This is a genomic window from Spirillospora albida (genome assembly GCF_000718255.1).
In the GTDB taxonomy this organism is placed as follows: domain Bacteria; phylum Actinomycetota; class Actinomycetes; order Streptosporangiales; family Streptosporangiaceae; genus Spirillospora; species Spirillospora albida.
The window spans coordinates 396,132-419,870 of the sequence record NZ_JOFJ01000005.1; the positions used below are offsets into that span (position 1 = coordinate 396,132).

General features: G+C 73.2%; 23 protein-coding genes. 6 read left to right on the plus strand and 17 right to left on the minus strand.

Annotated features, from left to right (window positions below; translation table 11 throughout):
- Nucleotides 1–19 precede the first annotated feature (19 nt).
- Entirely contained in the window at nt 20–1,045 is a 1,026-nt protein-coding gene (locus IE99_RS0109830; protein ID WP_211258765.1) for a LysR family transcriptional regulator, read from the minus strand.
- 168 nt (nt 1,046–1,213) lie between these two features.
- Here IE99_RS0109830 and IE99_RS31790 point away from each other — a divergent pair, with 168 nt between their 5' ends.
- On the plus strand, nt 1,214–1,354 hold the full coding sequence (locus IE99_RS31790; protein WP_157610176.1) for a hypothetical protein: 141 nt from the start codon (nt 1,214–1,216) through the stop codon (nt 1,352–1,354).
- Nucleotides 1,355–1,658: 304 nt separating this feature from the next.
- Here IE99_RS31790 and IE99_RS0109840 read toward each other — a convergent pair whose 3' ends face one another.
- Nucleotides 1,659–3,749, minus strand: coding sequence for a RecQ family ATP-dependent DNA helicase (locus IE99_RS0109840; protein ID WP_030167064.1), 2,091 nt, complete (start codon nt 3,747–3,749; stop codon nt 1,659–1,661).
- 142 nt (nt 3,750–3,891) lie between these two features.
- Between IE99_RS0109840 and IE99_RS0109845 the strand changes: the two genes are divergently transcribed.
- The 3 genes from IE99_RS0109845 to IE99_RS0109855 all read left to right on the plus strand — a co-directional run bounded on the left by IE99_RS0109845 (nt 3,892) and on the right by IE99_RS0109855 (nt 6,826).
- Entirely contained in the window at nt 3,892–5,259 is a 1,368-nt protein-coding gene (locus IE99_RS0109845; protein ID WP_051712325.1) for a threonine/serine exporter family protein, read from the plus strand.
- Between the two features lie 77 nt (nt 5,260–5,336).
- Nucleotides 5,337–5,663 carry a hypothetical protein gene (locus IE99_RS0109850; protein WP_030167070.1) on the plus strand — a complete coding sequence of 109 codons (327 nt, stop codon included), beginning with the start codon at nt 5,337–5,339 and terminating at the stop codon, nt 5,661–5,663.
- Nucleotides 5,664–5,671: 8 nt separating this feature from the next.
- Nucleotides 5,672–6,826: a DUF6745 domain-containing protein gene (locus tag IE99_RS0109855; RefSeq protein ID WP_051712326.1), complete on the plus strand. Its 1,155-nt coding sequence runs from the start codon at nt 5,672–5,674 to the stop codon at nt 6,824–6,826.
- A gap of 73 nt (nt 6,827–6,899) precedes the next feature.
- Here the strand turns inward: IE99_RS0109855 and IE99_RS0109860 are convergent, their stop codons facing one another.
- The 9 genes from IE99_RS0109860 to IE99_RS0109905 all read right to left on the minus strand — a co-directional run bounded on the left by IE99_RS0109860 (nt 6,900) and on the right by IE99_RS0109905 (nt 15,224).
- Nucleotides 6,900–7,310, minus strand: coding sequence for an ATP-binding protein (locus tag IE99_RS0109860; RefSeq protein ID WP_030167075.1), 411 nt, complete (start codon nt 7,308–7,310; stop codon nt 6,900–6,902).
- A gap of 358 nt (nt 7,311–7,668) precedes the next feature.
- Nucleotides 7,669–8,523: an STM4011 family radical SAM protein gene (locus IE99_RS0109870; RefSeq protein ID WP_030167076.1), complete on the minus strand. Its 855-nt coding sequence runs from the start codon at nt 8,521–8,523 to the stop codon at nt 7,669–7,671.
- The gene (locus IE99_RS0109875; protein WP_030167078.1) at nt 8,523–9,815 is read right to left on the minus strand and encodes an STM4012 family radical SAM protein; all 1,293 of its coding nucleotides are present in this window, start codon (nt 9,813–9,815) and stop codon (nt 8,523–8,525) included. The genes IE99_RS0109870 and IE99_RS0109875 overlap by 1 nt, the downstream gene beginning before the upstream one ends.
- Nucleotides 9,809–10,609 carry an STM4013/SEN3800 family hydrolase gene (locus IE99_RS0109880; protein WP_030167080.1) on the minus strand — a complete coding sequence of 267 codons (801 nt, stop codon included), beginning with the start codon at nt 10,607–10,609 and terminating at the stop codon, nt 9,809–9,811. The genes IE99_RS0109875 and IE99_RS0109880 overlap by 7 nt, the downstream gene beginning before the upstream one ends.
- The gene (locus tag IE99_RS0109885) at nt 10,597–11,673 is read right to left on the minus strand and encodes an STM4014 family protein (protein ID WP_051712328.1); all 1,077 of its coding nucleotides are present in this window, start codon (nt 11,671–11,673) and stop codon (nt 10,597–10,599) included. The genes IE99_RS0109880 and IE99_RS0109885 overlap by 13 nt, the downstream gene beginning before the upstream one ends.
- Nucleotides 11,670–12,602 carry an STM4015 family protein gene (locus IE99_RS0109890; RefSeq protein WP_030167085.1) on the minus strand — a complete coding sequence of 311 codons (933 nt, stop codon included), beginning with the start codon at nt 12,600–12,602 and terminating at the stop codon, nt 11,670–11,672. The genes IE99_RS0109885 and IE99_RS0109890 overlap by 4 nt, the downstream gene beginning before the upstream one ends.
- Nucleotides 12,603–12,716: 114 nt before the next feature.
- Nucleotides 12,717–13,535, minus strand: coding sequence for a MetQ/NlpA family ABC transporter substrate-binding protein (locus tag IE99_RS0109895; RefSeq protein WP_030167088.1), 819 nt, complete (start codon nt 13,533–13,535; stop codon nt 12,717–12,719).
- A 25-nt stretch (nt 13,536–13,560) separates the two neighbouring features.
- Nucleotides 13,561–14,217 (minus strand): methionine ABC transporter permease, encoded by a 657-nt coding sequence (locus tag IE99_RS0109900; RefSeq protein WP_030167090.1) that lies wholly within the window; start codon nt 14,215–14,217, stop codon nt 13,561–13,563.
- Complete coding sequence (locus IE99_RS0109905) at nt 14,214–15,224, minus strand: methionine ABC transporter ATP-binding protein (RefSeq protein ID WP_030167092.1); 1,011 nt, start codon at nt 15,222–15,224, stop codon at nt 14,214–14,216. The genes IE99_RS0109900 and IE99_RS0109905 overlap by 4 nt, the downstream gene beginning before the upstream one ends.
- A 569-nt stretch (nt 15,225–15,793) precedes the next feature.
- Here IE99_RS0109905 and IE99_RS0109910 point away from each other — a divergent pair.
- Complete coding sequence (locus tag IE99_RS0109910) at nt 15,794–16,357, plus strand: hypothetical protein (protein ID WP_245623136.1); 564 nt, start codon at nt 15,794–15,796, stop codon at nt 16,355–16,357.
- A 53-nt stretch (nt 16,358–16,410) separates the two neighbouring features.
- Here the strand turns inward: IE99_RS0109910 and IE99_RS0109915 are convergent, their stop codons facing one another.
- The 4 genes from IE99_RS0109915 to IE99_RS0109930 form a co-directional block, all read right to left on the minus strand.
- A complete protein-coding gene (locus IE99_RS0109915; protein WP_030167096.1) occupies nt 16,411–17,016 on the minus strand; it encodes a response regulator transcription factor in 606 nt (201 codons plus the stop codon).
- A complete protein-coding gene (locus tag IE99_RS0109920) occupies nt 17,013–18,140 on the minus strand; it encodes a sensor histidine kinase (protein WP_030167097.1) in 1,128 nt (375 codons plus the stop codon). Before IE99_RS0109920 ends, IE99_RS0109915 begins: the two co-directional genes overlap by 4 nt.
- A 33-nt stretch (nt 18,141–18,173) precedes the next feature.
- Nucleotides 18,174–18,830, minus strand: coding sequence for an ATP-binding cassette domain-containing protein (locus IE99_RS0109925; protein ID WP_030167100.1), 657 nt, complete (start codon nt 18,828–18,830; stop codon nt 18,174–18,176).
- 101 nt (nt 18,831–18,931) lie between these two features.
- Nucleotides 18,932–20,092: a lactate 2-monooxygenase gene (locus IE99_RS0109930; RefSeq protein WP_030167102.1), complete on the minus strand. Its 1,161-nt coding sequence runs from the start codon at nt 20,090–20,092 to the stop codon at nt 18,932–18,934.
- Nucleotides 20,093–20,219: 127 nt separating this feature from the next.
- Between IE99_RS0109930 and IE99_RS0109935 the strand changes: the two genes are divergently transcribed.
- Nucleotides 20,220–22,721 carry a DNA gyrase/topoisomerase IV subunit A gene (locus IE99_RS0109935; RefSeq protein WP_037558954.1) on the plus strand — a complete coding sequence of 834 codons (2,502 nt, stop codon included), beginning with the start codon at nt 20,220–20,222 and terminating at the stop codon, nt 22,719–22,721.
- Nucleotides 22,722–22,851: 130 nt separating this feature from the next.
- Here the strand turns inward: IE99_RS0109935 and IE99_RS0109940 are convergent, their stop codons facing one another.
- Both IE99_RS0109940 and IE99_RS30190 read right to left on the minus strand, forming a co-directional pair.
- Nucleotides 22,852–23,214 carry a nuclear transport factor 2 family protein gene (locus IE99_RS0109940; protein WP_030167106.1) on the minus strand — a complete coding sequence of 121 codons (363 nt, stop codon included), beginning with the start codon at nt 23,212–23,214 and terminating at the stop codon, nt 22,852–22,854.
- A 57-nt stretch (nt 23,215–23,271) separates the two neighbouring features.
- A complete protein-coding gene (locus tag IE99_RS30190; protein ID WP_051712330.1) occupies nt 23,272–23,697 on the minus strand; it encodes a hypothetical protein in 426 nt (141 codons plus the stop codon).
- Between the last annotated feature and the right edge of the window lie 42 nt (nt 23,698–23,739).

The window sequence follows — 23,739 nt, forward strand, 5'->3', positions numbered from 1 at the left end:
ACCGGTGGCCCGGTCCGGTTCAGGCGAGGGGGGTGTAGGTGCGGACGTCCTCCTGGACGGCCGCCCATAGGCGGTTCAGCGGGTGGCCCGCGTCGTAGCGTTCCAGGTCGGCCCGCCGGACGAAGGCGCCCGTCATCAGCTCCGCCTTCGGCTCCAGGTCGTCGTGGAGGGCGATCGTCCGCAGGGACGGCCCGTCCGGGTCGTCCCGTCCGGCCATGCCGCGCCCGATGGAGCCGGTGACGATCATGCAGCCGCGGACGAAGCCCGACTTCAGGAGCGACAGCCCGTACCGGACGTCGTCGATGTCGGCGACCACGTTCAGGCGCTCGCGGTAGTTCGGCCCGTACCAGGTGCCGAGCAGGTCGGCGACGAGCCCCGCGGGCGGCAGGACCAGCGGCACTCCGGCGAGCCGGCTGGTCTCGACCGGCGTGTCCGGGAGCTCCCCCTCCGGCAGGTTCGTCAGCAGCAGCGCGCGGCCCCGCGCGTACTCGATGACCTCGTACTCCTTCAGCCGGAGGTCGCCCTCCGGCGTGCTGACGATGCTGCCGCACACGAGGTCGACCTGCCGCGTCTCCAGCCGTGACCACAGGTCCTTCGTCCGGACGTGGGCGACCTTGAACTCGACCTCCCGCTGGTGGAACTCCTCCGACACCCGCCGCCAGGCCCGCGACACGATCGGCAGCGTGAACTCGGTCGTCCCCACGGTCAGCATGCGGCCGAGGCGCCGGCGGCTCAGATGCACGGACTCGAGCCAGGCGGCGAACGTCGTCCGGGCGAGCTCCACGGTCGACTCCCCCGTCGGCGTGAACAGGAAGTCCTTGCCGCGCCCCTGCCGGATGGTCAGGACCTCCCCGCACAGGGCCTGGCTATTGCGGTTCAGGGTGTCGAGCTGCTTCTGCACGCTCGACTGCTCGCGTCCGAGGACCCTGGCGGCCCGCAGCGCCGACCCCGTCTCGTGCACGACGAGCAACGTCCGCAGCTGGTCGAACGTCGTGTCGAGCAGCCCGGACGGGCAGTCCAGGAGTGCGTCGAGGGAGGGGGACACGGGGAGGGACATTACTACCTGTTCCAGAAATGGCCGACGGTTCATCCAGGCGGGAAATGATGACATTTCCCGTTCAACTTATCTCAAGATGTTCTTACAAACAGCTGGACACGCATTTGTGTCCTCTAGAACACTTCCTTCGTCCGTACCGACCGAGGAAGTGCATCCGTGAGCCACCCGACCCCCGCCGAACCGGCGCGCCCGGCCGCCCCCGCCAAGATCGTCGTGGCCGTGCCTCCCACGGATCCCGGCGTGGTCGTCAGGGTCGATCCGGGCGACAGGCTCGTCTACCCGCGCCGCGCGCGCTGACGGCTCACTCCCTCACCCGGCCATCATTCCGCCGGGCGCCCGGCCAACCGCTCGGCGCCCGTTCCGGGGCCGTCACGAACCCCCGATCGCCGCGGCCCTTCTCCGCCGCGGCGCGCGGGCACCTCGTCGGCCCGTGCGCGGGGCCGCGCGCACGGGCCGACCGCAGGAGAAGACGGTGCACCGCCCGCGCAACACAGGGGCGCGCGGGCGGCCGCACCGTCCTCCTCCCCCGGCCCGGAGCCTCCCCTCACCCCGGCCGGGGCGCCCCACCCCGCATGGCGGGGCCGTTCGTTCTGGCGGATGGTCAGTTGGGGGTGGCCAGGACCAGGGGCAGGACCGCTTGGGCTCCCGCCTGTCTCAGAAGCCTGGCGGCGACGGTCAGAGTCCAGCCGGATTCCGTGCGGTCGTCTATCAGGAGGATGGGGCCGGAATGGCTTTTCAGGGCATCCGCCAGATGCGGTGGAATGGTCAGGGGCCATACCTGGCGCAGGCGCTGGGCGCTGTTGTGGCGGCGGGGCTCGGGCGGGGCGGGGATGGCCAGCTCGCCCAGATGGGGTAGGCGGCCCAGGCGGGAGATGTGCTCGGTGAGGCTGGCCACCAGGCGGGGGCGGGTGCGGGACCCGATGGAGACCACCGCCGTGGGGCGGGCCGGCCAGTCCCAGGCGGCGAGGACCTCGACCACGGCGTCCAGCATGGCCTTGGGGGCCTCCGTGTCGGGCGCGGCGAACAGCTCGCGCAGGCCGTTCCCCCAGCCGATGTCGGTCAGGCGGCCCAGGGCGCGGCCGGGGTCGGCCTGCTCGGTGGCGGTGATGCGGCCGGAGACGCCCAGGTCGTCCTTGACGCCGGTCGGCCACATGCGGCGGGGGGCGAGTTCCACGCCGGGGCGGTGCAGGCGGGCACGGGCCTCGGCGGCGCCGTGCTCGGTGACGGTCGCCGGCCAATGGCGGCCCGTGCAGTTGTCGCAGCGCCCGCAGGGCGCGGCCGCCGGGTCGTCCAGCTGGGCCCGGAGGAACTCCTCCCGGCAGGACGTGGCGGTGATGTAGTCGAGCATGGCCTGCTGCTCGCGGCGGCGGGCGGCGGTCACGCGCTCGTAGCGGTCCCGGTCGTAGGACCAGGACCGGCCCGTGGACTCCCATCCGCCCTTGACCCGGCGGACGGCGCCGTCGACGTCCAGGACCTTCAGCATCATCTCCAGGCGGGCGCGGTTCAGGTCGACGCGGGGTTCCAGAGCGCTCGTGGAGAGGGCGCGGCCGGCGGCGTCCAGGACCTCAAGGGTGGCGCGGACGATCGGTTCCGGGGGAAATGCCAGGCTCGCGAAGTACGCCCAGATGTCGCGGTCCTCGCGGCCGGGCAGCAGGATCACCTCGGCGCGGTCGACGCCCCGGCCCGCGCGGCCGATCTGCTGGTAGTAGGCGACCGGCGACTGGGGAGCGCCGACATGGACGATGAAGCCGAGGTCGGGCTTGTCGAAGCCCATCCCGAGGGCGCTGGTGGCGACCAGGGCCTTGAGGCGGTTCTCCTGGAGGTCCTGTTCGGCCTGGAGGCGTTCGGCCGGGTCGGTCTGGCCGGAGTAGGCGGCGACCTCGTGGCCGCGGTCGCGGAGGTAGCCGCTGATCTCGTTCGCGGCGGCGACGGTGAGGGTGTAGATGATCCCGGATCCGGGGAGGTCGGCGAGGTGCTCGCCGAGCCAGGCGATGCGCTGCTCGGCGGTGGGGAGCTCGGTGACGGCCAGGTGGAGCGACTCGCGCTCCAGGGCGCCGCGCAGGACGAGGGCGTCGTCGCCCGCGAGCTGCTCCGCGACGTCCTGGGTCACGCGGGCGTTGGCGGTGGCGGTGGTGGCGAGGACGGGGATGCCCGAAGGCAGGTCCGCGAGGAGGGTGCGGAGGCGGCGGTAGTCGGGGCGGAAGTCGTGGCCCCAGTCGGAGATGCAGTGCGCCTCGTCGACGACCACGAGCCCGGCCCCGGCGGCGAGCTTCGGCAGGACGAGATCGCGGAAGTCCGGATTGTTGAGGCGTTCGGGACTGACCAGCAGGACGTCGACCTCGCCCGCCTCGACCTCGGTGAAGATCCGGTCCCAGTCGTCGGTGTTCGCGGAGTTGATCGTCCGGGCGTGGATGCCGGCGCGGTCGGCGGCGGCGATCTGGTTGCGCATCAGGGCGAGGAGCGGCGAGACGATCACGGTCGGGCCGGCTCCGCGGGCGCGCAGCAGCCGGGTCGCGACGAAGTAGACGGCCGACTTGCCCCAGCCCGTGCGCTGAACGACCAGGGCGCGCCGCCGGTCCACGACCAGGGCGGCGATCGCGGTCCACTGGTCGTCGCGGAGCCGGGCGTGGTCGCCGGCGAGGTCGCGGAGGCAGCGTTCGGCTTCGGCGCGGAGCCCTTCGTCATCGCTCATGCCCCTTTGGTACCAGCGCCGCGGACCACCCGCACCCGAACCTCGTTCTGTGGATGGAGGTGTGACGGGTGATACGCGAGTGCCGGCGTGGGTACCTGCCCACCACGATCGTTTTCGCCGAGGGAAGGGACGCGGGCGCGGAATGGGGGCGGCGGAACGGTTGCGGCGGACGTGGCGGGTCCTCATGGACGTGGCGCCGCCCGAGCCACCGGAGCCCGTCCCCGGCGAGACCGTCGATCCCCGCGCGCTCGATCTCGTCCTGCGGGTCGGGGAGCTGCTCCTCGCCAGCGGCGAGACCACCGAGCAGGTCACCGAGGCGATGCTGAGCCTCGCGGTGGTGTGCGATCTGCCCCGGAGCGAGGTGCACGTCTCGCTGACGAGCATGATGGTGTCGGCCCATCCGGACGGCGGCCCGCCCGTCACCGCGACCCGTGCGATCAGGCGGCGCCTGCCCGCGTACTGGCGGCTCACCGCCGTGCACGCGCTCGTCCGGGACGTGTCCCTGGGAATCGCCGACGTGGAGGAGGCCCATGCGCGGCTGGTGGAGATCAAGCGCGGCACGGCGCCCTATCCGCCGTGGCTCATCGTCCTGTCGCTCGGGCTCATCGCCGCGTCGGCGAGCCTGCTGAGCGGCGGCCGCGCGCTCGCTGTGGCCACGGCCTTCGTCGCGACGCTCCTCGGCGACCGGACGGCGGCCGCGCTGGCCCGCCGCGGCATCGCCGAGTTCTTCCAGCTCGCGGTGGCGGCCGCGATCGGCGCGACCGCCGCGGCGCTGGTGGTGGCGTGGGGGCGGCCGACGCAGGCCGCCACGCTCGTCACCGGCGCGATCGTGGCGCTGCTGCCGGGGCGCCCGCTCGTGGCGAGCATCCAGGACGGCATCACGGGCGACCTGGTCAGCGCGGGGGCGCGGCTGCTGGAGGTCTTCTACATGATCGCGGCGATCGTGTCGGGGATGGGCGTGACGGTCTACGTCGCCGTGCAGCTGGGCGTCGCGATCGACGTCAGCCAGCTCCCGCCGGTCGCGGTGAGGCTGACGCCCGTCCCGATCCTGGCCGCGGCGGCGATCTCGGTGACGTTCGCGGTGGCGCTGGCCGCGCCCCGGGACGTCCTCGGCTGGTCCGCGGTGGGCGGCGCGCTGATCTGGGCGATGTACGTGGTGCTGCAGGGGTGGAACGTTCCGCCCGTCCTGTCGTCGGCGGTGGCGGCCACCGTCGTCGGCGCGCTCGCGAGCGCGATCGCACGGCACCGCGGCGCCCCCGTCATGCCGTACGCGGTCCCGGCCATCTGCCCCCTCCTGCCGGGGATGATGCTCTACGGCGGCATGGTGGAGCTGAACACGGGCGCCCCGGAGACAGGCGTCCTCCGCCTCATCGGCGCCCTGTCCGTCGCGCTCGCCCTCGGGGCCGGCGTCAACCTGGGCACGGAGCTCGTGCGCGCGTTCCAGCGCGTGGGCCTCAGCGCGTCCGGACGCTGGGCCCGCCCCGCCGCCCGCCGCACCCGCGGCTACTGAGCCCGCCCGCGCCGGATTGCCCCCGGGACCGGTTCGCCAGAGCCGGCTTTGTCAGTGGCGCGCGTTACGTTCGCCGCATGTACCGACAGGGAGACATCCTGATCCTGCCCGTGCCGGAAGAGGCCGTCCCGCAGTCCGTGCGCGACCTGCCGCCGGCGCCCCGCGACGGGCGGGGCCGCATGGTCCTCGCGCTGGGCGAGGCCACCGGGCACGCGCACGCGATCAGCTCGCCCGGCGTGCTGCTGCGGGTTCCGGACCCGCTCACGCCGGACCACATGCACCTGGAGACCGGCGGGCGCCTGATGCACGAGGAGCACGCGCCCATCACCCTTCCCAAGGGCTGGTACCGGGTGATCCGGCAGCGCGAGTACGTGCCCGGCGCCGTCCGGGTCGTGGCGGACTGAGGCCCGGCATGAACACCGTGATCAGTGAGAACGACATCCGGCGCGGCACGCACTTCGTGGTCGCCGACTGGCAGGCCATCGCCTTCGGCATCGGGCCGGCCGACCGCGCACGCGCGGAGGCGGGCGTCACCGACGCCTACATCGCCGCCGGGCTGCCCGCGCCCGAACGGTTCGTATGGGTGCCCTCCCCCGCTCGCGGGGCCGTCGCGGCGGCCGTGGTCGCGGGGCACGCGGACGCGCTGACCGCCGCCGGGCTCGCGGACGCCGTCGAGCGGGCCCGCGGCGACCTCGGCGCGGGGGACGCGGGGGCGAGCGTGCTGACCACCGTCCGGACCCGCCCGTGGGAGGCCGAACGCGCCGCCGCCTGCTCCGAACAGGGGCCGGAGCAGTGGCCGCGCGTCTGGGCCGAGACCGGAGGGCTCCTCTGGGACCAGGTCCAGTCCCTGGTGACCAGGGTGCGGGCCGCCATCGGCGCGGAGGCGCTGACCGGGGCCGACGACACGCCGTCGCGGGAGGAGGACGCCGCCGAGTCGCTCCTGCGCTCGGCGACCCTCGACGCCGTCCTCGGGCAGCACGACGCGCCGTGGCTGGCGCTGTTCGAGGCGCTGGGGCGGCTGGACGGGCCGCTCGCCGGGCTGGCGGAGGCGGCTCGGTCGGCGGGCTGGTGGTGGCCGTACGAGCGGCTGGTGATCCTTTCGGAGCGGCCGAGCGACCTGCACCGGGACGAGCCCGGACGGCTGCACCGGGGCGACGGTCCCGCCCTCGCCTACCCGGACGGGTTCGCCCTGCACGCCTGGCGCGGAATGCCGATCCCCCACGATTTCGTGCAGTCCCTCACGGGGCTGACCCACGAGCGCATCTCCAGCGAGGAGAACGCGGAGCTGCGCCGGGTGATGCTGGAGATCTTCGGCTACGACCGCTACCTGGCCGAGACCGGGGCGAAGCCGCTGCACCGGGACGAGACCGGCGTGCTGTGGTCGATCGAGCTTCTCGGCGACGAGCCCGTCGTCATGGTGGAGGTGGTGAACTCGACCCCGGAGCCGGACGGGACGTACCGCACGTACTACCTCCGCGTCCCGCCCACGACCCGGACCGCGCGCGAGGGCGTGGCCTGGACGTTCGGTGTGGACGAGGGCGACTACCACCCCGAGAAGCAGACCTGACGGCACCGTAGCGGGACGGGCGGTTCCCGGATGCGCCTCCCACGTCTCCGAGAACCGCCCGTCCCGCTCTCCGCTACACCGGCGGCGCGTCCGGAGCGAAGGCCGTCGCCGTCTTCGCCCAGGTGACCTTGCCCGCGGCGGTGGCCCGCCACCCCCAGGAGCGGGCGAGGGCGCCCACGAGCTGGAGCCCCCGCCCGCCTTCCGCCTGGGGATCGGGGGTCGCCTCCCTCGGCCCCTCAGGGTTGTCGTCCCAGACCTCGACGACGGCGGTCTTCTCGTCGGGCAGGTACAGCACGAGCGTGATGTTCTGGGCGTGGCGGACGGCGTTGGTGACGAGCTCACTGGTGATGAGCTCGACGTCTCCGGTGAGGTCGGGGCGGTCCCAGCTCTCCAGCGCGGTGCGGACGATCTCGCGGGCCGCCCGGACCGCCGTGTCGACGGGGCGCAGCGCGAGGACGAAGTGGGGTCGGTCGAGGAAGTCCACTGATCCCGCCTATCGTTCCGCCACGGCGCCGCGGCGCGCCGCGTCCTGGAGTGCGCCGGACACCGCCTCCCGGCCGCCCCGGGAGGAGGACGGCCGGTCGCCCGTGTTCCGCTGGAGTCCGGCTACCGCCAGCATGCGCCCTCGGCGGCGGACGCGCACGAGGTCGGGTCCGGCCGTCACGCCGGCGGCCGGGATGGGATCGCGATCAAAATTCGACACGGAGAGTAGTTGCTCAACTTCAGTCAGTGACAAACCATGGTTATGCAGATGGTTGACCGCGAGGACCCAACCCGTTGAGGGGGTAAAGGCGGGATGTCCGCTCCCGCGCCCGCCTCATTGCGAGCGGGCCAGTCTTCTGTCACCCCGAGGTGAGGAGCGCCGGGATGCGTTCCAGGACACCGCCCGCGAACGTCGCGTAGAGGCCGAGCGGCTCAAGGTGGACGTACCCGATGTGGCAGTCGCACGTGTCGAGCGGGCAGGGGCGCGGCGCCAGGCCGTCGCGGAAGGTGCCGTCGTAGAGGTTACCCAGGACGGCGGGGACGAAGTGGCAGCGCCGCACCGTCCCGTCGCCGTCGACGGACACGACCGTGTCGCCGGTCCGGCAGGGGAGGCCGCGGCTGGCGTGCGGGTGGCGGCTGACGGGGAACAGGGGGTCGAGTTCCGTCCAGGACGCCGCCTCCGCGTCGGTGTACGTGCGGCCTTCGGCGGCGTTGACCCACAGGTAGGTACCGGACGGCAGGTCGGCGCGGAGGCGGCGGGCCGCGTCGAGGTGCTCGGGCTGCCCGACGATGCCGACGCTGTAGCGGACACCGCGTTCGGCGAGGTCGCGGCAGCGGCCGAGGAAGCGCTCGTAGGGCACCTGGCCCGGATGGTAGGTCGCCCACAACGCGAGCCGGGACGGGTCGGCGTCGGACGTCCACGCGACGCGGTGGCTCAGGTTCGTCTGGATCGCGACGCGCCCGATGTGCGTCAGGTGGCTCAGCTCCGTGAGGGCGCGGCGGTACCAGGACCGGACGAGCCCCTCCCCCCACGGCGTGAACAGCACGGACACCCCGTGGTCGCGTGCGGCGACCCAGGACGTGAAGCGCTCGAGCGCGGCCCGGTCTGCGCGCAACCGCTCCGGCGTGTCGCGCCGCTTGGCGAAGGGGCAGTACGGGCAGTCGTAGTCGCAGCTGGAGAGTGGCCCCCGGTAGAGGATCGTGAGGTGGTCCATCACCGGGCCTCGTAGGCGTCCATGAGGTCGCGGACGCGCCGGGAGAACAGCGCCGGCCCGACCGCGTCGGAGTGGGCCAGCCCCTCCGGGGTGAGCCTCAGCGCCCCGGGTGTCGTCTCGAGCCAGCCCCTGTCCTCGAACGAGGACAGCTCGGCGGGGAAGTCGGTGAGCGGATCGCTCCCGAAGCGCGCGCGGTACGCGCCGCGCTCGAGCCCCGCCGCCTGCAGGAGGGACTGGACGAGATGGCGGCGGCGGCGCTCGCCGTCGTCCATCTCGAACCCGACGCGGGCGGTGCCGAAGTCGGTCTCCCGCACGTAGTCGTCGATGATGCCCCGGACCACGCGGGCCTCCACCCCGTACTCGAACGAGTAGTGCAGACCGGACGTGTAGGAGCGCGCCCCGCACCCGAGCCCCACCATCCCGTCGGTCTGGCAGCAGTACTCCGTGCCGCCCGCGGCGGGCGACGGCAGCCGGAACATCCGCATCGACACCTGCTCGTAGCCCTGGGCAAGGAGGTGGTCGCGGCCGATGCGGTAGAGGGTGAGCCGGTGGTCGTCCCAGTTGGCGGCGCGGTGTTCCAGCGGGGTCTTCTCCCGGGCGTACAGGGGGTAGAGGTAGATCTCCTCCGGACGCCAGGCGAGGGCGGCGTCGAGCGAGTGCAGCCACGTCACGGGGGTCTGGCCATCGATCCCGTAGATGAGATCGATGTTGAGGGTCGGGAAGCCCACCGCGCGGATCCTGTCCAGGGCCGCCTCCACCTCGGCGCGCTTCTGCGGACGGACGGCCGCGCGGGCCTCGCCGTCCAGGAAGCTCTGCACGCCGATGGAGATCCGCGTGGTGCCGCGCTCGGCGAGGACGGTCAGCCGGTCGGTCGTGGCGGTCGCCGGCGAGGTCTCCACGCCGAGGGGGACCGCGCCGAAGCCGGGGAAGCGCGCGGCGATGTCGCACAGCCGCTCCAGCTCGCGGGCGGTCAGATAGGTCGGGGTGCCGCCGCCGAACGCCGTCGTGGCGAACCGGGGGGCGTCGAGGGCGTCCAGGACGGTGGTCGCCTGCCGGTCGAGGGCGTCCAGGAACGCGCCCACCAGTTCCTCGGGCGCGCCCGTGCGGGTGAACAGGTTGCAGAACCCGCAGCGCATCTCGCAGAACGGGATGTGCATGTAGAGGAAGAGCGCGTCGAGGGGCTCCCGCTCCCAGACCTTCCGCAGCGACGGCGCGCCGGGGAGCGGCCGGTAGGCGGTCTTGTGCGGGTAGGCGTAGACGTACGCCTGGTAGGCGCCGGTCGTGGTCAGCAAAGGACGAACTCCCCGTACGGAACGGTCCACACGACCTCGTGGCCGATGCGGTGGCCGGTGTGGCCGTCCTCGCCGTAGGCGGTCCCGTGGTCGGAGCACACGATCACGAAGCAGGGACGGCGCATCAGGCCGAACAGCCGCCCGATGTGCGCGTCGACGTGGCGTAGGGCGGCGGCATGGCTGGCGCGGGTGTCGCCGTCCGCGCGGGACGCCCCGTCCAGATAGAACCAGTTGGGCTGGTGCAGTGCGGCGACGTTGAGCAGCAGGAAGAGCCGGCGGGACGCGGGCAGGCGCGCCATCACCTCGCCGACGCGGCCGATCTGGTTCGGCAGCGACGCGGGGTCGGCGACGCCGAACCCCGGTTCCCAGTGGCTCTCGGCGAACAGGGACGGGAGCGCCGAGCCGAGCGGCGTCAGCTTGTTGAAGAAGCCGGTGCCGCCCACGCAGACCGTGTGGTAGCCGGCGGCGGCGAGACCGGCGGGAAGGTCGGCGGCGTCGAACGTCCAGGTCCCGGGGGCGGTCGTCTCGCTGCCGGGGAACCGGCCGGCGAACGCCCGGGGGTGCGGGCCGGGCGACGCGGGTGTCGGCAGGAACCCGGCCAGCATCGCGGCGTGCGCCGCGTACGTGAAGCTGCCGGGCGTGTGGCGGCGCTCCCACCGGCCGTCCGGCAGCAGGGCGGAGAGGGTGGGGGTGTCGCCCGCCTCGGCCAGTTCGGAGGCCACGTCGTGGCGCAGCGTGTCGAGCGTCACCAGCAGCACGTCATGGCTGCCGATGATCTCGTTCATGTCGTACATGCGGGCGTTTTCCTGAGCAGGGCGGCTTTGACCTGGGCAGTGTAGGTGCCGAGCCCTTCGGCGGTCCCGCCGGGCAGCCCGGTGAGGCCGGGCAGCAGGTCGCCGAAGGCGTTCACCTCCGCGACCGCGAACCGCCGCAGGTTCTGGCCGATCAGCAGGTCGACGCCGACCATCGGGCTGCGCGGGAAGCACGCGGCGGCCCGCGCGCACACGGCGAGGGCCCGCCGCCACCCGTCCGGGCCGAGCGCGCGCCGCACGGCGGGCAGCGATCCCCGGGCGCCGCCCAGATGCAGGTTCGTCATGGGGGCGCGGCTCGTCCGGACGACGGCATGGGTCGGCTCGCCGCCGATGACGACGACGCGCAGGTCGAACACGCGGCCGTCCAGCGACGCCTTGGGCAGCCACCGCTCGACGTGGAGGCCGTCCGGAGCGAGGGCGTCGATCAGCGCCGCGACCTCCCGTTCGGTCTCGTAAGCGCGGACCCGCAGCGAGTTGACCGGGCCGCCAGGGGCGAGGGCCGCGGACGTGACCGCCCGGACCCGGCCGCCGGGCGCGGTCTGCAGCGCGACGACCCCGGACGCCGACGACCCGTGCGCCGGTTTCACGAAGACGCGCCGCGCGCCCGCCTCCGCCATCCGGTCGCGCAGCTCGGCGTGGTCGCGGACGGCCGGCAGCGCGTCCGGGACGGGTACACCGGCCGCCTCCAGCCGCGCGTGCGCCAGCCGCTTGTCGAACATCACCGCGATCTCGCGGGCGTCGCCGAGCAGGCGCGGCCCCGCCGCCTCCTCGATCCGGCGCAGCGCGGCGGTGAACGTCCGGTACCAGCGCGCCCCGCCGCCCACCCGCGCCGGGTTCCCGGGACCGCGCAGCAGCGCGTCGACCTCGGGATCCGAGCCGGGTGAGTCGATACGGACGAGGTCCCCCGCGCCGATCCGCGGTTCCGCGCCGCGCAGGACCTCCTGCCAGGGGATCAGGTGGGGCTCGGGCAGGCCGGCCGCACGGCACGCCTCCGCGAACAGGGCGGGACGCCGGTCACCGGGGGACGCGATGACACTGAACATCATTCCGAGACCGCGATGTAGCGCCACTCCCCGTCCGCGGTCTCCTGCTCGTCCAGGTCGACGTTCACCCCGGGGAGCGCGGCCCGGACCCGCTCCATCATCTCGTCGGTGAGGTAGTGGTGGTGGAGGTCGAGGTTGCGCAGGTGGGTGAGGGGCTGGCCGGACAGCAGCGCCTCCGCGCCCTCGTTGGTGAGCGCGCCCATCGCGAGGCTGAGCGACTCCAGCCGCGCCACGACCGGTGCGCCCGCGACGGCGGCCGCGACCGCGTCCTGCATCTCGGAGTCCTCCAGGCCGAGGTGGCGCAGGCTGGGGAACCGCTCGCCGCTGAGGATGGGGGCGAGGTCCGCGATGGTGGCGTCGCCGCCGTAGTTGTCGGTGCCGAGCCAGAGGTCGAGGTGCTCCAGGTTCGGCAGGTCGCTCGACGCGACGGCGCGGACGATCGCGGCGGGCAGGCCGCCCGACTCGAACCGCAGCCGCTTCAGCGCGTCGCTCTTGATGGGGTCGAGCCCGAGCCCCATGGAGCCGCGCACCTCGAACCGCTCCAGATCGGGGTAGGCGGCGAACAGCGGAGAGATGTCGCCGTGCTCGATCCAGGAGATCTCCGACTCCTCGCCGGTGATGTCGCCGTAGAACAGGGAGCGCAGCTTCGGGAAGGACCCGGCGGCCTCGACCAGCAGCGGCGCCGGGTCGGTGTAGTGCTCGTCGTAGTCCGCACCCCAGTAGCCGACGATCAGCGCCGACACCTCACGCGTGTCGACCGCCCCGCGGAACCGCTCGAAGACCTCGGCGAACGAGACGGAGTCGTACTCCGTCGCGACGCGCCAGGCGGCGTCGCCCGCGGCCGGGAGGGTCTCCTCCTTCGGGTCGGTGTCCGGGCCGAACCCGAACACCGGCAGCCCGGCGAATCCCTGAAGGTGCTGATAGACGCCCATGAGTTCCCTTTCGCTGTTTCGTCGGGACCATGTCCTATCAGGGGCGGCCGACAGTCCGCACCAGAACGCGCGGGAGCCCCGGACGGACGGCCGTCCGGGGCTCCGCGCAGAGCGTCAGGAGGTCGCGATGAGCACGGACCCCTTGAACTCGCCCTCGACGAACTTCTTCACCTCGGGGCCCTGGAGCAGCTCGACCAGCTTCTTCACGCGCGGGTCGTCCTTGTTCTCCGGCAGGGTCACGACGCCGTTGGCGTAGGGGTTGCCCTCCGCCTTCTCCGCCGCGAGGGCGTCCTTGTTCGGCGCGAGGTCCGCCTCGATGGCGTAGTTGCCGTTGATGACCGCCAGGTCGACGTCGTCCAGCGAGCGGGGCAGCTGCGCCGCCTCCAGGGGCTTGATCTTCAGGCCCTTGGGGTTGGCCGCGATGTCCTTCTCGGTGGCGGTCGTCGGCGCGTTCGGCTTCAGCGTGAGCAGGCCGTTGTCGGCCAGCAGCTTCAGCGCGCGGCCCTGGTTGGCCGGGTCGTTCGGCACGGCCACGGTCCCGCCCCGCGGCACGGCCTGCAGCCCCTTCACCTTCCTGGAGTAGACGCCGAGCGGCTCCAGGTGGACGGGCGCGACGAACGCCAGCGTCGTGCCGGAGCTCTTCTCGAACTCCCGCATGAAGGGCACGTGCTGGAAGTAGTTGGCCGTGACCTGCTTCTCCTTCAGCGCGTTGTTGGGCTGGACGTAGTCGTTGAAGGTGACGATCTCGAGCTCGAGCCCGGCCTTCTCCGCCAGCTCGTCCTTGACGAACTTCAGGATGTCGCCGTGCGGCACGGGGTTGACCGCAACCTTCAGCGGGGCGCCCTCGTCGTTGGACGCCTCGGACGAGCCGCAGGCGGTCAGGCCCGCGAGCAGGCCGAGGGAGGCGAGCGCGATGGATATCTTTCGAAGCACGAAGAGTGCCTTTCTCGGGTGGTGTCTACCGGTGGGTGAGGCGGCGTGCGACGAGGTCGCCGGCCGCTTGGATGATCAGGACCATCAGGACGAGCAGCACCACGGTGGCGAGCATGACCTTGCCCTCGAAACGCTGGTAGCCGTAGACGATCGCGAGGTTGCCGAGGCCGCCGCCGCCGACCGTCCCGGCCATGGCGGTGTAGCCGATCAGCGCGATCACGGTGACGGTCAGCCCGGACACGAGGCCCGGCCGGGCCTCGCGCAGCATGACCTTGCCGACGATCTCGCGGCGGGTGGCGCCCATCGCCTCCGCGGCGGCGATCACGCCCGTGTCGACCTCGCGCAGGGCGATCTCGACCAGCCGCGCGTAGAACGGGATGGCGCCGACGGTGAGCGGCACGATCGCGGCCGCGTTGCCGATGCTGGTGCCCACGACGACCTTGGTGAACGGGATGATCGCGACCATCAGGATCAGGAAGGGCAGCGACCGGCCGACGTTGACGGCGAACGACAGCACCCGGTTGACCGGCGGCGCCGACAGCAGCCCGCCCCGCTCGGTGACGACGAGCAGCACCCCGAGCAGCAGGCCGAGGACGGCGGTGAACAGCGTCGCGACACCGGTCATGTAGAGCGTCTCGCGGGTGGCCGGCCACAGGAGCGGCGTGACCTCGTCCCAGTTCATCGGGCGTCCTCCTGGTCGGTCGCGGGGGCGGTGAGGACGACGGTCAGGCCGGAGTCGCGCAGGAAGGCGATCTGGGCGGCGTTCGCCTCGGGGCCGCCGGGCAGCTCCAGCCGCAGCCGCCCGACGCGCTCGCCGCCGATCGTCTCGATGGCGCCGCCGAGGATGTTGACGTCGAGGGAGTACTTGCGGGCGAGCGCCGACACGAACGGCTGGTCGGTGCTGTCGCCGGCGAAGGTGACCTCCAGCAGCGTCGTGCCGGGGCGGGGCTCGGCGGGCGGCAGCGGGAACAGGCCGCGGGCGAGCTCGGAGCCGGGCCGCGCGAGCAGCTCCGTGACCCGGCCGGACTCGGTGAACCGGCCGTCGCGCATCACGGCGGCGGAGTCGCAGATCCGCTTGACGACCTCCATCTCGTGGGTGATCAGCAGGACGGTGAGGCCGAGCCGCCGGTTGAGGTCGCGGAGCAGCTGCAGGATCGAGGCGGTGGTGTCGGGGTCGAGCGCGGACGTCGCCTCGTCCGACAGGAGCACCTTCGGGCGCCCGGCGAGCGCGCGGGCGATGCCGACGCGCTGCTTCTGCCCGCCGGAGATCTGCGCCGGGTGGGCGTCGGCGTGGCCGGCGAGCCCGACGAGGTCGAGCAGCTCGGCCACCCGCTCCGCCCGCTCGGCCCGCGGGACGCCCATGACCTCGAGCGGGAACGCGACGTTCCCGGCGACGGTCCGGCTGCCGAGCAGGCCGAAGTGCTGGTGGATCATCCCGATCCGCTGCCGCGCCCGGCGGAGCCCGGCGCCGCCCAGGGCGAGCAGGTCCTCGCCGTCGACGACGACGCGTCCGGAGTCGGGGCGCTCCAGCAGGTTGACGCAGCGCAGCAGGGTGCTCTTCCCGGCGCCGCTGCGGCCGAGGACGCCGAAGATCTCGCCCTCGCGGACGGTGAGGTCCACGCCGTCGACGGCGGTGACCTCGCGTCCGCGGACGCGGTAGGTCTTCCGAAGTTCTTCGATCTGGATCACAGGAAATACATCCGATGGAGAGGGGCGCCACCGCGCGGGGCGATGGGCGGATCGGCGTCGGAGAAAGCCGCCGGACGGCTCCACGGCGGAGCCCGGCCTGTCAGGGCGCGCGCGTCAGGACCGGCCGGGCGGGTACGGGGCGTGGCTCAGAAGATGCCGTTCGAATGGCGTCATGGTGCGACCGGGGTTCTCGGGATCGGCTCGCTTTGGGGCGCGAGGCTCAGGCGGGGGCCCTCAGCGGTCACACATTCGACACCGGCACGGACACCCCGGCGCGCACGGCATGGCCCGCTGGACCAGCGGGGCGCACTCGCGGCGGAGGTGTTCGGCGGTCATGCGCTTCAGTTAACCCGGACACCGGCGAATCATGCAAATCCCGGCACTGTGTCGTTCATCATCCCGATTCTCCTCAGGTGCGCCGGACAGGGCCGAGGCGTCCCGCGCCCGGTCCCGGCGCGGGATGAGATGAGGCGGGCCGGACCCTCTACAGTTGACGGACACAGGGCCCCCTCTCGCGGGAGGGCCTTTCCCTGTGCACCCCCCTTCTGCACGATCCAGAGGTCCCGGACATGAACAATTACGAGCTGCACGAAGAGTGCCTGCGGCTCCTGCGGGACGGCCTGCCCGACACCCTCGACGAGGGACTCGACAGCCTTCCGCTCTCCGTCGACAAGGACGGCGACATCGCCGTTGTCACGTTCCTCCATCGCGGCGGGGACCCCCTGTCCGGGCATCTGGCCTATATCGAGAGCTGGACGTTCCATCTGCGCGACGGCGAGTGGATGGAGCTCGGCGGCGGGGGCGGCGCGGTGCCGGAGCAGCCGCTCGCGCGCCGCTCGGCCGCCGAGCTGGGCGGCCACCTCCGCCGGTACGGGTCCGGCCGGACGGTCCGCAACGCGGGCCGGCTGCTGCCATGGGGGGCGAAGTTCGTGAACCACGCGCGGCTGCGGGCGTCGTCCGACGTGGCCGCCGTCCGGATCGGGAAGCGCACCGTGGACGTCCCCCCGCACGGGCACGTCGCCGTGGTGTGGGGCGCCCGCCATGCGCCGGTACTGGAGGCGCTCGCCGCCGACGGCACCGTCCTGGACTCCCTCGACCTGGAACACCACCCGGCGGCGTCCGCCGCGCTCTGAACGCGCACCCCGCTGCCGGTCACCGGGCGGGGAGCGCTCGTCACCGCGCGCCGCTAGAGCCAGCCCAGGTCGCGGGCGGCGCGGACGGCGGCGTGCCGGTTGTCGGCGCCCAGCTTCGTCACCGCGGCGGACAGGTAGTTGCGGACGGTGCCCTCCGACAGGCCCAGCGAGCGGGCGATCCGGGCGACCGGGGCGCCGTCGGCCGCCGCGCGCAGCGTGTCGAGTTCACGCGGGGTGAGCGGGCACTCCTCGACGGCGAGGGCGTCCGCGGCGAGCTGCGGGTCGATGTACCGGGCACCGCCCGCCACCTGCCGGATCACCTCCGCGAGCCGCGCGCCCGGCGCGTCCTTGCCGAGGAAGCCTCGCACCCCCGCCGCCATCGCGCGGCGCAGGTTGCCCGGCCGGCCGTGCGCCGTGACGATCACGAGCCGGCAGCCGGGCAGATCGCGGGCCATGCGCTCGGCGGCGGCGAGGCCGTCCAGGCCCGGCATGTCGATGTCGAGGACCGCGATGTCCGGTTTCAGGGCGAGCGCCCGGTCGACGGCCTCGTCTCCGCGCCCGACGTCCGCGACGACCTCGATGCCGTCCTCGGTCTCCAGCAGCAGGACGAGCGCCTCCCGGATCAGGAGGTGGTCGTCGGCCAGCAGCACCCTGATCACGCGTCTCCCCTCACCGGCACCGCGGCCGCCACACGGAACGTCCCGTCACCGCCCGGCCCGGCCGCGAACTCCCCGCCCGCCGCGCGGATGCGCTCGGCGAGGCCCGCGAGCCCGCTGCCCGCCGGGCCCGCCGACCGGCGGGCCGCCCCGTCGTTGACGATCTCGACCCCGACGCGGTCGCCGTCCACCCGCACGGCGATCTCGCACCAGGTGGCGCTGGAATGCCGCAGGACGTTCGTCGCTGCCTCCCGGGCGACCCATCCGAGCGGTTCGTGGACGTGCGAGGGCGGCTCGGGGGAGAACTCCGGGCGGGCGCAGCGGATCCCCGCCGCGCGCAGCACGGCGGACATCCCGTCGAGCTCCGTCCGCAGCGACGTCGCCCGGTAGCCGCGGACGACCTCCCGCACGTCCCGTACCGAGTCCCGCGCCATCGTCTGGATCTCGGTGAGCTCCTTGCGGACGCGCCCCCGGTCGCGGTCCAGGTAGCGCTCGGCGACCTCGGCCCGGAGCGCGACGGCCTGGAGGCTGTGCCCGAGGACGTCGTGCAGGTCGCGCGCGAACCGCAGCCGCTCCTCCCCCACCGCCGAGCGCGCCAGCTCCGCGCGCGCCTCCCGCAGTTCCTGGACGACGTGGAAGAACCACACCTGCACGTATCCGGAGAACGCGGCGAGCGGCACCCCGGCCAGTTCATAGACGACGCTCAGCGGGGGCAGGCCGAGAAGCAGTCCGTAGGCGGGGGTCAGGAGGGCGGCGGCCGCGCCGGTCACGACCGCCTGCCGCAACGGCAGGACGACCGCGATCAGCCCGGCCGGGATCAGCAGCGCGTTGCCCCAGCCCTCCTCCGTGCCGAGGAGCAGCGGCAGCGCCCAGCAGACGACGAAGATCGCCGCGAGCCCGAACCGGTGCATCGGGCGGGTGCGCCGCATGAGGTTGAGCCAGAGCAGCCGCGCGTACAGGGCGAGGATCGCCCCGGAACCGGCCAGGGCGAAGGCGGTCCGTCCCGGATGGTGGCGCTGGACGAGCTCGTACCAGAGCGCGGGCAGCAGGAACCCGGCCAGCGTCAGCAGCGTCATCCCCACGATGATCCGGGCGATGTACGTCGGGCGCGGAAGCCTGGGCTGCACGCGCCCAGCGTATGCGCCGGATGCCACGTCCGGTCAGGCCGCGCGGGCGCGGGGCAGGTCGCGCGCGGCCTGACCGGACGCGGTGGGCCGCCCCGCGTCCAGGACGCCGACGCGGTCGGCGCGGCACGCCTCGTCCGGGTCGCGGGTGGCGACGACGACCGTCACGCCGTGCCGGGCGACACCCCGCAGGACCTCCCACACCTCCCGGCTGGACGCGTCGTCCAGGTCGGCGGTGGGCTCGTCCAGGAACAGGACGTCGGATCGCCCGACGAGGGCGAGCGCGAGGTCGAGCAGCCGGCGCCGGCCCGGGGCCAGGCGCTCGAACGGCACGTCCGCGACGTCATGGAGGCGGGCGAGGCGCAGGGCGTCGTCCCGGGTCAGCGGGTCGAGCGTCCAGCGGCGCCAGGCGTCCACGATCTCGGCGACGGTCAGGCCGGGGAACAGGCCGCCCTCCCGCCAGATCGCCCCGGTCCGGACGGCGTCCCGGTCCCCGTGGGGATCGGCGCCGCGGACGCGGACCGTGCCACCGGCCGGACGGCGCAGCCCCGCCAGGGCCTCCAGCACGGTCGTCTTTCCGGATCCGTGGCGGCCGAGCAGGGCGAAGACCTCGCCCTCGGCCACGGTGAACGAGACGTCGGCGGCAGCCTCGCCCAGTTGCAGGTCGCGTACCTCGATCACGGATGCCCTCATGGCGTCCATGCTTCCAAGGGGCGGCCCTGACGTGCAGTCACGCACGTCAGGAACCGCCCGTGAATTGTGCGGGGGGCACCCATGACAAATGTCACCGGTACTCAGCCCATGAGCACGTCCCGGGTCAGCTCGCCCGGCCGCGTGACGCCGGACAGCGCCAGGGTCAGCTCCAGCTCCGCCATGAGGCACCGCAGGACGTGCCGCACGCCCGCCTCGCCGCCGAGGGCGAGCCCGTACGCGTAGGGGCGGGCGACCAGGACGGCCTCGGCGCCGAGGGCGAGCGCCTTGACGATGTCCGCGCCCGTCCGGATGCCGCTGTCGAACAGGACCGCGGCCCGCCCGGCGACGGCCTCGGCCACGGCGGGCAGGGCGTCCAGCGACGCGATCGCCCCGTCGACCTGCCGGCCGCCGTGGTTGGACACGATGACGCCGTCCATGCCGGCGTCCACGGCGCGGCGGGCGTCGTCCGGGTGCTGGATGCCCTTGAGGGCGATGGGGCCGTCCCAGTGCTCGCGGAGGAACACCAGGTCGTCCCATGTGAGGGTCGGGTCGCCGAAGTTCGCGATCCAGTGCAGGAGGGCCATGTCACGGTTGGCGTCCGTCACCGGTCCGCCCACGGCCTTCTGGAAGACGGGGTCGGAGAAGTAGTTCGCGACCCCGATGCCGCGCAGGAAGGGCAGGTAGGCCCGGTCCAGATCGCGCGGGCGCCATGCCAGGGTGAACGTGTCGAGGGTGACGACCAGGGCCGTGTACCCGGCCGCCTTGGCCCGCTCCAGGAAGCTGACGGCGAGGTCGCGGTCCTTCGGCCAGTACAGCTGGTACCAGCGGGCCCCGTCCCCGTTCGCCTCCGCGACCTCCTCCATGGAGAACGACGCGGCGGTGCTCAGCACCATCGGCGCTCCGGTGGCCGCGGCCGCGCGCGCCACGGCCAGTTCGCCGTCCGAGTGGAAGATCGACTGGACGCCGATGGGGGCGAGCAGGACGGGCGCGGGCATCCGCGTGCCGAGCACTTCCACCGCGAGGTCGCGCTCCGCCACGTCCCGCAGCATCCGGGGGACGATCCGCCACCGCTCGAGCGCCGCGCGGTTGGCGCGTGCCGTCGCCTCGCTGCCCGCCGACCCCGCCACGTATCCGAACGCCTGCGCCGACAGGACGCCCTCGGCGAGCGCCTCCAGCTTCGTCAGGTCGGTCGGCAGCGCGGGCAGCACGTCGCCGAGCCCCTGCAGGTAGATCGAGTTCTGGAAGTCGGCGAGCGCGCCCACGGTGAGCCTCCGGACGTGTGGGGAAAACGTCGGACAACAATCTCCCATGCGCCGCGACCTGGGACATAGCGGGCTCTCCCGGTGGGGCTGGCCGAAGATGTCGGCGGGACCGGCCACAATGTGGGGCATGGCACGACGCGGATCGCAGTCCACTCCCCCGCCGCCCGACTTCGAAGAGAACATCGTCGACGTCGATGTCTCCGAAGAGATGCGCGGCAGTTTCCTCGAGTACGCCTACTCGGTCATCTACCAGCGGGCGCTCCCGGACGCGCGCGACGGCATGAAGCCCGTCCAGCGCCGGATCCTGTACTCGATGAACGAGATGGGGCTGCGGCCCGACCGCGGCCACGTCAAGTGCGCCCGGGTCGTCGGCGAGGTGATGGGCAAGCTCCACCCGCACGGCGACAGCGCCATCTACGACGCCATGGTCCGCATGGCGCAGCCCTGGTCCATGCGGATGCCGCTCGTCGACGGGCACGGCAACTTCGGGTCGCTCGGCGGCGACGATCTCCCCGCCGCCATGCGGTACACCGAGGCGCGCCTGTCCCGCGAGGCGATGCTCCTGGTGTCCTCCATCGACGAGGACACCGTCGACTTCCGGCCCAACTACGACGGCCAGGAGCAGGAGCCGGAGGTGCTGCCGGCCGCGTTCCCGAACCTGCTGGTGAACGGCGCGTCCGGGATCGCCGTCGGGATGGCGACCAACATGGCGCCGCACAACCTCGGCGAGGTCATCGCCGCGGCCCGGCACCTGATCGACCACCCGGACGCGTCGCTGGACGATCTGATGCGCTTCGTCCCCGGCCCCGACCTGCCCACCGGCGGCAAGATCGTCGGCCTGGAGGGCGTCCGCGACGCCTACGAGAAGGGCCGCGGCACCTTCCGCACCCGCGCCACCACGACGATCGAGAACGTGACGCCCCGCCGCAAGGGCATCATCGTCAGCGAGCTCCCCTACTCCGTCGGCCCGGAGCGGGTCAAAGCCAAGATCAAGGAGCTGGTGAACGCCAAGAGGCTCCAGGGGATCGCCGACCTGAAGGACCTCACCGACCGCACCGTGGGCCTCCGCCTCGTCATCGAGGTCAAGAACGGGTTCAACCCCGAGGCCGTCCTCCAGGACCTGTACCGCCTGACGCCGATGGAGGAGACCTTCGGCATCAACAACGTCGCGCTCGTCGACGGGCAGCCCCGCACGCTCGGGCTCCGCGACCTGCTCCAGGTCTACGTCGACCATCGCATCGACGTCGTCCGGCGCCGCTCCCTGCACCGCCGCAGGAAGCGCGAGGACCGCCTCCACCTCGTCGAGGGCCTCCTGGTCGCCCTCCTGAACATCGACGAGGTCATCCAGGTCATCCGGCAGAGCGACGACGCGTCCCAGGCCAAGCAGCGCCTCATGCAGATCTTCGAGCTGTCGGAGATCCAGGCGCAGTACATCCTCGACACGCCGCTGCGCCGCCTCACCCGCTACGACCGGATCGAGCTGGAGAAGGAGAAGGAGCAGCTCACCAAGGAGATCGCGAAGCTGACCGCGATCCTGGAGTCGGAGCGCAAGCTGCGCGGCGTCGTGTCCAAGGAGCTCGGCGAGGTGGCCAAGGAGTTCTCCACGCCGCGCCGCACGGTGCTGCTGGAGTCGTCCGGGCACACGATGGCGGCCACCGTCCCGCTGGAGGTCGCAAACGACCCGTGCACGGTCCTGTTGTCCGCCACGGGCCTCCTGGCCCGCAGCAACGGCGCCGGACCGCTGCCCGACAGCGGCCCCCGCGCCGCCCACGACGTCCTCACCTCGGTGGTGCCGACCACGGCCCGGTCCCAGATCGGCGCCGTCACGACCCTGGGCCGCATGATCCGGATCGACGTCCTCGATCTGCCGACCCTGCCGCCCTCCGCGTCGCCCCCGTCGCTGGCGGGCGGCGCACCGGTCACCGAGTACGTCGACCTCGCGCCGGACGAGACGGTCGTCGGCATCGCCGCCCTGGACGACGGCGGCGGCGGACTGGCCCTCGGCACCGAGCAGGGCGTGGTGAAACGGGTCGTCCCGGACTTCCCGGCGAACCGCGACGAGTTCGAGGTCATCGGCCTCAAGGAGGGCGACCGCGTCGTCGGCGCCGTCCAGCTGCCGTCCGACGCCCACCACCTCGTCTTCATCACCAGCGACGCCCAGCTGCTGCACTACGCCGCCGCGAACGTCCGCCCGCAGGGCCGCGCGGCGGGCGGCATGGCCGGCATCAAGCTCGCCGCGGGCGCCCGCGTGCTGTGGTTCGGCGCTCTCGACCCGTCCCGCGAGGCCCGCGTCATCACGGTCTCCGGCTCGTCGTCGGCGCTGCCCGGCACCCAGGCCGGCGCGATCAAGGTGGCCGACTTCGCCGACTTCCCGCCCAAGGGCCGCGCGACGGGCGGTGTCCGCTCGCACCGCTTCCTGAAGGGCGAGGACGTCCTTCTGCAGGCATGGGCGGCCCCGACCCCGCTGCGGGCGAGCGGCGCGAACGGCAAGCCGGTGACGCTCAACGCCGCCCTGGGCCGCCGCGACGGCTCCGGTGAGCCGCTGGACACCCGCATCGTCACGATCAGCGGCCCCCTCGGCGCCCCGCCGCTGGACGAGACGCCCGAGGAGACCGGAGCCGACGGCTGACCGCGGAGGCCCGGGACGCCGGTCCCGGGCCTGCGGATGTCGCGCGCCCCCGCTCGGCGGCCGGTGCGGCCGGCCGGGTGCGGAGGCGGTTCCGTGCGCCGGCGGCCTGCCGAGACCGCCGGCGCGAGGGTCACTGCTCGATGTCGTCCGGGCCCCAGAAGGCGTCCATGCGGACGATCAGGCCGTCCTCGTCGAACGTCATGACGTCGATGGCGCGCAGGAGCATGCCGGGCATCTCCACCGTGAAGGCCATCGCGGCGCGGTTGCCGTGGGAGCCGCGGATGGGCGCCTCCAGCCTGAGCTTCGCGCCGGACGCGATGGCGTTCGTGTAGAACTCGTCGATCGCCGCCCGGCCGTGGAGTTCGGGGGTGCCGACGGGGTCCTCGACGACGGCGTCGTCCGCGTAGAGGGCGGAGATGGCCGCGGCGTCACCGGCGTTGAAGTGGTCGATGTACGCCTGAAGCGCCTTCTTCATGTGCTCTGCGGAGGGCATGGGCGGATCCTAGCAAGCGCCCGCTTGGCTACCGGAAGGTAACCTGCCGCCGTCCCCTCAGGCGAGCGCCGCCGCGCGGGGCCGGCGCAGGAGCGGACCCCGGCCCGCGCCCGTCGCCGGTACCGCGCTGCGGCATGCCTGCAGACCGCGCTCCGCGCAGGCGGCGACGGCCTCCAGCAGGTCGGCCGCGGAGCCGTCCACCTCGTCGTAATGCCAGAAGCGGACGAGCCGCTCACCCTCCGGTCCCGGGTCGAAGCGCCCGGACGCGAAGCAGCCGGCGATCGCCATCCGGACGATGACGCGCTCGTCCTCCTCCAGGAGCAGCGCGTACGCCGCCGCGTCGATCAGGGCGATCGCGGCGCGGGCGTTGCGCCCGTCGTCGCGGGGATCGGCCCGGTTGATCCTCCACTGGGCGTAGGGACGGAGGTAGTCCGCGACCATCCGGTTCTTCGGGGCGGTGCGGAGCACGGGGATTTTCAGCACGGCGGTCCTCTCGGGTTACAAGGCCCTGTCCATGCTGGTCAG

What these genes read in the sequence shown, in the direction of transcription:
- IE99_RS0109840 (WP_030167064.1), bottom strand. Translation starts at nt 3,749, where the DNA reads ATGAGCGATGACGAAGGGCTCCGCGCCGAAGCCGAACGCTGCCTCCGC.
- IE99_RS0109845 (WP_051712325.1), top strand. Translation starts at nt 3,892, where the DNA reads ATGGGGGCGGCGGAACGGTTGCGGCGGACGTGGCGGGTCCTCATGGAC.
- IE99_RS0109850 (WP_030167070.1), top strand. Translation starts at nt 5,337, where the DNA reads ATGTACCGACAGGGAGACATCCTGATCCTGCCCGTGCCGGAAGAGGCC.
- IE99_RS0109855 (WP_051712326.1), top strand. Translation starts at nt 5,672, where the DNA reads ATGAACACCGTGATCAGTGAGAACGACATCCGGCGCGGCACGCACTTC.
- IE99_RS0109870 (WP_030167076.1), bottom strand. Translation starts at nt 8,523, where the DNA reads ATGGACCACCTCACGATCCTCTACCGGGGGCCACTCTCCAGCTGCGAC.
- IE99_RS0109880 (WP_030167080.1), bottom strand. Translation starts at nt 10,609, where the DNA reads ATGTACGACATGAACGAGATCATCGGCAGCCATGACGTGCTGCTGGTG.
- IE99_RS0109885 (WP_051712328.1), bottom strand. Translation starts at nt 11,673, where the DNA reads ATGATGTTCAGTGTCATCGCGTCCCCCGGTGACCGGCGTCCCGCCCTG.
- IE99_RS0109890 (WP_030167085.1), bottom strand. Translation starts at nt 12,602, where the DNA reads ATGGGCGTCTATCAGCACCTTCAGGGATTCGCCGGGCTGCCGGTGTTC.
- IE99_RS0109900 (WP_030167090.1), bottom strand. Translation starts at nt 14,217, where the DNA reads ATGAACTGGGACGAGGTCACGCCGCTCCTGTGGCCGGCCACCCGCGAG.
- IE99_RS0109910 (WP_245623136.1), top strand. Translation starts at nt 15,794, where the DNA reads ATGAACAATTACGAGCTGCACGAAGAGTGCCTGCGGCTCCTGCGGGAC.
- IE99_RS0109925 (WP_030167100.1), bottom strand. Translation starts at nt 18,830, where the DNA reads ATGAGGGCATCCGTGATCGAGGTACGCGACCTGCAACTGGGCGAGGCT.
- IE99_RS0109935 (WP_037558954.1), top strand. Translation starts at nt 20,220, where the DNA reads ATGGCACGACGCGGATCGCAGTCCACTCCCCCGCCGCCCGACTTCGAA.
- IE99_RS0109940 (WP_030167106.1), bottom strand. Translation starts at nt 23,214, where the DNA reads ATGCCCTCCGCAGAGCACATGAAGAAGGCGCTTCAGGCGTACATCGAC.